The sequence below is a fragment of the Leptospirales bacterium genome (assembly GCA_019694655.1).
Classification (GTDB): domain Bacteria; phylum Spirochaetota; class Leptospiria; order Leptospirales; family Leptonemataceae; genus SSF53.
In genome coordinates this window covers 45,045-51,802 of the sequence record JAIBBN010000018.1, presented here as the reverse complement: position 1 = coordinate 51,802, position 6,758 = coordinate 45,045, and the positions used below count along the sequence as shown (strand labels likewise).

Here is a 6,758-nt window from a genome sequence, read left to right as displayed (position 1 = left end):
CTGAAGCCAGCAAAATGCAGGGATGCATTTTGCGTCCCAACTGCTGATTGAAAACGTGCGACGAGACGCGCACGACGCGCGGCGAGGAGCACGTAAAAATGAAACAAAAAAAGGGCCCCGTTGCCAGGGCCCTCAGGAGTTACACGAATGACTCTTCCTATGTCGGAGCGGCTGGCGCCGGCCGTAGAAGAATTTTTCAAGAGCTGAGCAGGATCTCGGGGCGGCGGGAAACCGCGGCGCGCCGCTGGCTATTTCATTGCGAAATGGATTTCTATCAAGCCGGCGACAGTATAGAGATTCAGAGCAAGGGTCGGCATGTCTGGCATGTCCGGCGCTGCGTTGTGGCGCAAATCGGCGACCATCGGCGTGGTCAGATCGACGCCGGCGGCGCCGCGCATGAATTGCTGGATGGCGACGCCGGTAATCATATTGGCCACTTCGCCCAGCGCATCGCGGTACTCGCTGCGAACAAGGGCCTCGTCGGACCCGGGCATCAGGCGCGCGGCAAGCTTCAATGCGGATTCATAGTTCATCGAATAGATGGCGTGACCGCTTTGCGCCCCCGTGATTCCAACAAAAATGGCTACTTCGTGCGAGGGCCGCGGATTGTTCAGCAGCAGCGATCGACCCCGAACCACTTCCAGCTTTGCCAGTTGCCGCAGCACGCCGGCGGTCGCCGCCAGGATCGGATTGATCAGCTCTGCCTTCACTGTTCCTGGTCCACAGGCGATTGCTCTTCCCCGGGAATATGGAAGCGACCACGCAATATTTCTTCGTTTTGCAAATAGCCCCGCGCCTGATTGCCAAGCTGACCGTTGATTTCTTCGCGCTTGCGGTCCAGCGATGCGGCCGCAGCCGGCTGGTTGGGGGTATGCACGGCATCAATCGCAGCCACCATTGTGTATTCGCCGTCGACGTAGACGCCGGCGCCAGCGCCTGCACCCCGGGTGGCCAGTTCCGTCATGAAGGCTGGAATGGCCAGTGAAACGAGCTGTCCGCTGCTCAGCTTGACGCTGCCTACGGAACTGAGCGATACATTGACTGCACGCTCGGCCGTCATTCCCAACAGCTGCTCCGCCTGCTGGATCGAAAAGCCGCGCGGCAGTTCGGTCAACGTTTTGCGACGCCGGTTCATTTCTTCTTGAGCCAGACGGGTGCGCAGTCGATTCTCGGTGAAGAGTTTCTCACTCTCGTAGGGCTTGCGTTGCGACTCCTCCAGCCTGGCCTGTTCCGCATCATATTCTCTGCGAATTTGATCTTCAGTAATGGTCATTTTCTGCCGGATCAAATCCTGCAATTGCGGATTGGTGAAACGAATGATACGAGCGTCGAAGCTGGTAGTCTGGGCCAGCATGCTGGCGCGAACCATCGATTGGCTGACCAGATGACCTGAATTGTAAAGCTGAGTGGAGGCCAGCTCGGCGCGGCGCAACAGCCGACGCGTCCGTAGCGGCAATGCCAGCAGTCGTCGCCGGTAAATTTCTTCCACCGGCATACGGTCTTCAGGCAGGACCGAGTTCTGATTGCCATGCAGATTGCGCGCTTCTTCGGCCACATCGGCTATGATCTTCTCTTCCGTTACATCGAGTCCAAGTCTCTCGCCAAGCTTGGCCAGGCCGTAGGTTTCCGTGAGCTGGCCGCGCCGGCATTGGGCCCGGTTGAAGAAGCGCGAAAAATCCTGGTTGGATTGGCCGCCAAATTGGGCGGACAGTTGCGCCGCAAACAGGTTGTACTGCGCCTCGCAGCGCGAATCGGCGGCGGCTAGCAGCGCCCTGTCCAGTTCCTGGCCATCGAATTCGCCCAGTCTGCCGCTCTGCGCCAGCTGATCCATGTATTCCCGCGAGGCGCCGCGATTGAATACCAGTCCGATGCCCATGATAATCGCCAGCATTGCGATGATCAACCAGGCGGCGCCTTTCTTCAGTAACTCGAGTGCATCATTCACCGGCGCAGCTTTTGTTCTATGGCCTCCGCCGCCAGCGGAAAATCGACGGCAGGAGACTCCCGGCGGCCGATGATGTAGGCATAGTATGGTCTGGGCGGCTTTCTTGTTAATTGCCGGCGGCGCAGCGTGCATAGCTTACGTTGCCTATGCGCTGTTTCATACTGGCCGACCTGCGCTGCAGCGCCCGGCCGCCGCCAGCGAAGGCCTGCGGCAGACAGCGGAAGGGCCCGCATCGCCGCTTGTTCCCCCGCCTTACAGCGTAGAGTCCGGCGCCAGTGTGCCAGCTTCGCCCTCGGCCTTTCGTCGCGTAGAGCTGGAAGGTCTGGCCGAGACGCTGCGCGTGTTGTCGGCCGCCCGCCCCCATCGGCAAAACCCGGACAGCGGCATCACGGTGCAGGGAACGCTCTATCTGGACTATGGCCGCCGCATCTTTCGGCTGCAAAGCGGCGACGGCGACCAAATGCTCAAACTCTTTCCAGAATTGAAGCGCATTGGCGCTGGCACAATGTCGATCGATGCTGCCGCCTTTCGCATTCTGTGCGGACCGGCTATCTACAGTTACACTGCCAGCGAACTGGAGCAAATTCTCTTTCAGTCGGGCGGTCTGGCTCTGCTGCCCTCCAGCCCTGCGGTTCCAGCGCCGCTGTTTTTGACAGATCAATTCGAACAGGTCCGGCAGTACCTGAAACGGCGCGCGCAGGTTGGCGCCGCCTGAAAATCTCTGGCCCTTCCCTTGCGCTCAAGAAATAAGGTTTCAAACGTCAGCGCCCTTGCCGGCGTTGCCCGGTCCTCATTGCATGCTCACCCGAGACTACCGCGTTACTTCGCGTCGCAAACCGGGACGCCGGTGGCTCTGGGCGTTACTCGCCGGATTGGCGGTTGCGGTCGCGTTTTTGAGCTACTGGTTCGGTACGCGCATTTACTATCGCATCACTGGCGATGCAATCTTGCGCATTGAGCGCAAACTGGATGATCTCGAAGAGCGGTGGCAGAAGCGCACCGGCGACAGCGCTGATCTGCTGGAGAGTCTGAAGGATATACGCAAGCTACTGGAGATTCATGGCCGGAACAAGCCAGGGGACCCTGAATTCTTCTACTATCAGGGACTCCTTGACTTCTATGAGCTGGCCTTGCGCGCCCCGCTGGATGGCGACTCGCTGGTGCAGCTCAGCGGACGGGGCTACCTTCCACAGCCGGCGGCCGCGGAAGAAGGTCGCATGGGCATTGCCGCGCTGGCCTTGCGCATCTCTCGAGAAATGCGCAAGGCGCTGGCGCTCGAGCCCGAGTTGAAGCACTCCTCGGCGGCGCATCTGGCCCTGGTCTACGGAGACCTTTTCTACACTGGCCGGACAGATCCACAGCTGCTGGAGCTGCTGGCGCGCGCCAAAGCGGAAGAACTCAGCGGCCCGCAACTGGCGTTGCGCGATTGGATCGGTATGGCGCTCTACTCAATTCTCGGCAAGAATGGCGAGCTCACAGCGCTTGCCGCACAGGTGGCAGCGCCTGCGGCAGCAGGCGCGGTTCCTCGCCTTGCGCTGAGCGAGCGGGCGCGCATCCTGATCCTCGCGCACGGCGCCTTGCATTCGCGCGACTATTTGCAGGCCCTTTATCTGGCGCGTCAGGTCAAACAGCAATCGACTGAATCTCCGCTCTATGCCAGCGAAGCGGCGCGACTGGAAGGCGAGGTGTTTCTGGTCCAGCGCGGCAAGCTGGCGGCGCTGCCCTACTTTGAGCAGGCCTTACAGCTGGCCGGCGGCGCCGACCCCTTCCTCGAAGAGCGCATTGAGGCTGTGAAGCCCGCAACGCCTTGAGCGTGGGGCGCTGCAACATCCTTTGCTTGACGGCAGGCCCCCCTGCGACGCCATGGGCGGGCTGGTAACCATCCGCTGGATGGTCGCCCAAAACGCAGCAGGGAAATCGAATCCATGTTCCTGGATAGAATCTACGGCATGTTCTCCAACGACATGGGCATCGATCTGGGTACTGCCAATACCCTGGTGCATGTCAAAGGAATGGGCATTGTCCTGTCCGAGCCGTCGGTCGTTGCCGTTCAGTCTTCCACCGGCAAGGTTCTGGCCGTAGGTCACGAAGCGAAGCGTATGCTTGGACGCACGCCCGGCGACATCGTTGCCATCCGACCGATGAAAGACGGCGTTATTGCCGACTTCGAAACCGTAGAAAAGATGATCCGCTACTTCATCCAGAAGGTGCACAAGCGCACCACGCTGGTCAAGCCGCGTATGGTCATTGGCGTTCCATCGGGAATCACTGAGGTGGAAAAACGCGCCGTGCGTGAATCGGCGGAGCAAGCCGGGGCGCGCGAAATCCTGCTGATTGAGGAAGCCCTGGCTGCCGCCATTGGCGCCAACGTTCCAATCAACGAGCCCGCCGGCACTATGATTGTCGATATTGGCGGCGGAACTACGGAGATCGCCGTTATTTCCCTGGGCGGCATGGTCATCGCCGATTCGATTCGCATCGGCGGCGACGAGTTTGACGAAGCAATCATTCGCTATCTCAGAACGCAGTACAACCTGGTCATTGGCGAGCGCATGGCCGAAGATGTGAAGCTGACCATCGGCAATGCCTACCCCGAGAAGAAAACCGAGGTGATGGAGCTGCGCGGCCGCGATGCGATCAGCGGCCTGCCGCGCACCCTGGAAATTGATTCCAACGAGATCCGCAAGGCGTTGAAGGAGCCTATCGACGCCATTCTCGAAGCCGTTAAGTCGACCCTGGAGCGCACCCCTCCGGAGCTGGCCGCCGATATCGTCGAACGCGGCATTGTAATGACCGGCGGGGGCTGCCTGCTCAAGGGTCTGGACAAGTTCCTGAGTAAGGAAACTGGCGTCCCCGTCTTTCGGGCCGAGAATCCGTTGACCTGCGTGGTGATGGGCACCGGGAAATACCTGGACGAATTGAAGTACGTTCGGTCAGGAATGAAATAAGGCCGATCGCAGACCGCCGGACCGTTGAATGAGAGACAAATCGGTCGATGCTGCCTGCGCCCATGAGTGCGCTGTCAAAATTACCGGGACCTGTGGAGCGACGCCAGCGATGTTTGCTCCGCGATCGGCTTCCTGAATAGGCGGGAGAAATCGGGCCATGCTCTGGGACATACTCTGGCGGAACCGCAACAGCTTCAGCCTGACGTTTTGCATCGGCTTTTCGCTGATCAGCCTCCTCTGGCAACGGAATCCGTTCTCACAGGGCATGGGCTATTTTGGCCGACTGGCCGATCGCTTCACTTCCACTCTGAATTCCGGTTTGAGCTTTGGCGGCGCCATCTGGGTAGAACTGGATAAGTACCGCGAACTGGAACAACGCTATGAGCAGGCGCAGAAAGCGCTGGAAGAGCACCGCCTGGAAAAGGACAAGTTCGACTTGCTGCGCCGCGAAAACGAGAAACTGCGCGAAGCGCTGGGCTTTCTGCCCTCTGCAGACTATCCGGAAGTACGCGCTCAGGTCATCGGCGCGCGTCTGAACACTCTGTCGCCGCGCATCATCATCAATCGCGGCGCCGACCAGGGCGTAACGCCCTTGATGCCGGTAATCGCCCGGGCCCATGACGCCAATCAGAATCTGATCCGCTGTCTGGTCGGCGTCATTGTTTCTGTCGACTCCAGCACGGCTGTAGTTCAACCGCTGGTTCACCCTGGCTTTCAGATGGGCGTACGCATTGGCGACTCAGGTCAATGGGCAATACTCAACGGCAACAGCGGCCGTTCACTGGAGCCAATCATCACCTTCATTACTGCAGATAGCGATCCGAACCGGGCCATCCTTTCGCACACCGATTCAGCCATTCCGAAGGATCAAATCGTATACAGCAGCGGCGAAGGCGGCGTCTTTCCTGCGGGTATTCCCATCGGCTTTGTCCGGGGCGAAGGGCCGCGCGAGAATGATTTTCGTACCGCCTACATCCAACCCATCGCCCCGATCGAGAATCTGGACATCGTCTCGGTCTTGCTGAAGCGGCCAACGCCCTGGTCCAGCGGCTGGGATCAGCGGGAACGATGGGAAGAGCATCTGGAAACAGAATTCGGACCTCCGGTTTATACGGATTCCACGTTGCGCGAGACTGCGCGGCGACGTCGCGACAACGACAGCGGCGCTGCTCCGACCAATGCCGCCCAGAGCGCTCCGCAACCATTGCCGGAAGCGAATCCCGTCCCGAACCCGGGCGCCGCAGCGGAAAAACCGGGCGAAACCCAGCAACCGCCCCGAAGGCGCATCCAGAACTTCAATTTGCCCTCGCCGGGCGCAGGAAATCCATAGATGTTGATCGAAAGCGGAGTCATCGCCCTCGGCATGGCGATCTGCTATTTTCTCAAGGACATCCAGTTCTTGAGTCTGAACTTCAGCTTCATGAACACCGGCATCATCAATCCGGACTTCCTGTTGATGTTTGTAATCTTCTTTGCATTGTTTCGAGGAGAGCTAACCGGCTTGTGGGTCGGCTTCTTTGCGGGCCTGCTTGAGGACAGCGCCAATTGGGTCGTTGGCCAGTCCTCGGCGGAATTCACCCCGCTGATCGGGATCCATTCGCTGATTTATGCCCTGAGCGGCTTCTTTCTGGGTAAAATCAATCGGGTAATCGATCGCCGCCGGACGCTGCCAATTATAGTCCTCGTATTGATTTCTACTTTTGTCGTCCGAATACTCACCTGGCTCTTGCAAGGAATCGTTGACGATTTCAACAAGAACTATTCACTTTTTGGTCCAGCCCTTTACACCGCATTCATTGCGCCGCTCTGGTTCACCCTGATGGGTTGGATCTACCGTATCCGCGAAACGGGGGAGGAATGATACC

7 protein-coding genes are annotated in these 6,758 nt (G+C 59.2%); 5 read left to right on the top strand and 2 right to left on the bottom strand.

What is annotated here, in order from left to right:
- Window positions 1-248: 248 nt before the first annotated feature.
- Together K1X75_16645 and K1X75_16640 are read right to left on the bottom strand one after the other, a co-directional pair.
- The gene (locus K1X75_16645; GenBank protein ID MBX7059695.1) at window positions 249-710 is read right to left on the bottom strand and encodes a chemotaxis protein CheX; all 462 of its coding nucleotides are present in this window, start codon (window positions 708-710) and stop codon (window positions 249-251) included.
- A complete protein-coding gene (locus tag K1X75_16640; GenBank protein MBX7059694.1) occupies window positions 707-1,945 on the bottom strand; it encodes a hypothetical protein in 1,239 nt (412 codons plus the stop codon). The genes K1X75_16645 and K1X75_16640 overlap by 4 nt, the downstream gene beginning before the upstream one ends.
- 85 nt (window positions 1,946-2,030) lie before the next feature.
- Between K1X75_16640 and K1X75_16635 the strand changes: the two genes are divergently transcribed.
- The 5 genes from K1X75_16635 (at window position 2,031) to mreD (ending at window position 6,754) form a co-directional block, all read left to right on the top strand.
- Complete coding sequence (locus K1X75_16635) at window positions 2,031-2,660, top strand: hypothetical protein (protein ID MBX7059693.1); 630 nt, start codon at window positions 2,031-2,033, stop codon at window positions 2,658-2,660.
- 178 nt (window positions 2,661-2,838) lie between these two features.
- Window positions 2,839-3,756 (top strand): hypothetical protein, encoded by a 918-nt coding sequence (locus K1X75_16630; GenBank protein ID MBX7059692.1) that lies wholly within the window; start codon window positions 2,839-2,841, stop codon window positions 3,754-3,756.
- Window positions 3,757-3,870: 114 nt separating this feature from the next.
- Entirely contained in the window at window positions 3,871-4,893 is a 1,023-nt protein-coding gene (locus tag K1X75_16625; protein ID MBX7059691.1) for a rod shape-determining protein, read from the top strand.
- 157 nt (window positions 4,894-5,050) lie between these two features.
- Window positions 5,051-6,223: a hypothetical protein gene (locus K1X75_16620; GenBank protein MBX7059690.1), complete on the top strand. Its 1,173-nt coding sequence runs from the start codon at window positions 5,051-5,053 to the stop codon at window positions 6,221-6,223.
- Window positions 6,224-6,754, top strand: coding sequence for a rod shape-determining protein MreD (gene mreD, locus K1X75_16615; protein MBX7059689.1), 531 nt, complete (start codon window positions 6,224-6,226; stop codon window positions 6,752-6,754).
- The last annotated feature ends 4 nt before the right edge of the window (window positions 6,755-6,758 follow it).

What these genes read in the sequence shown, in the direction of transcription:
- K1X75_16625 (MBX7059691.1), top strand. Translation starts at nt 3,871, where the DNA reads ATGTTCCTGGATAGAATCTACGGCATGTTCTCCAACGACATGGGCATC.
- mreD (MBX7059689.1), top strand. Translation starts at nt 6,224, where the DNA reads ATGTTGATCGAAAGCGGAGTCATCGCCCTCGGCATGGCGATCTGCTAT.
- K1X75_16635 (MBX7059693.1), top strand. Translation starts at nt 2,031, where the DNA reads ATGGTCTGGGCGGCTTTCTTGTTAATTGCCGGCGGCGCAGCGTGCATA.
- K1X75_16620 (MBX7059690.1), top strand. Translation starts at nt 5,051, where the DNA reads ATGCTCTGGGACATACTCTGGCGGAACCGCAACAGCTTCAGCCTGACG.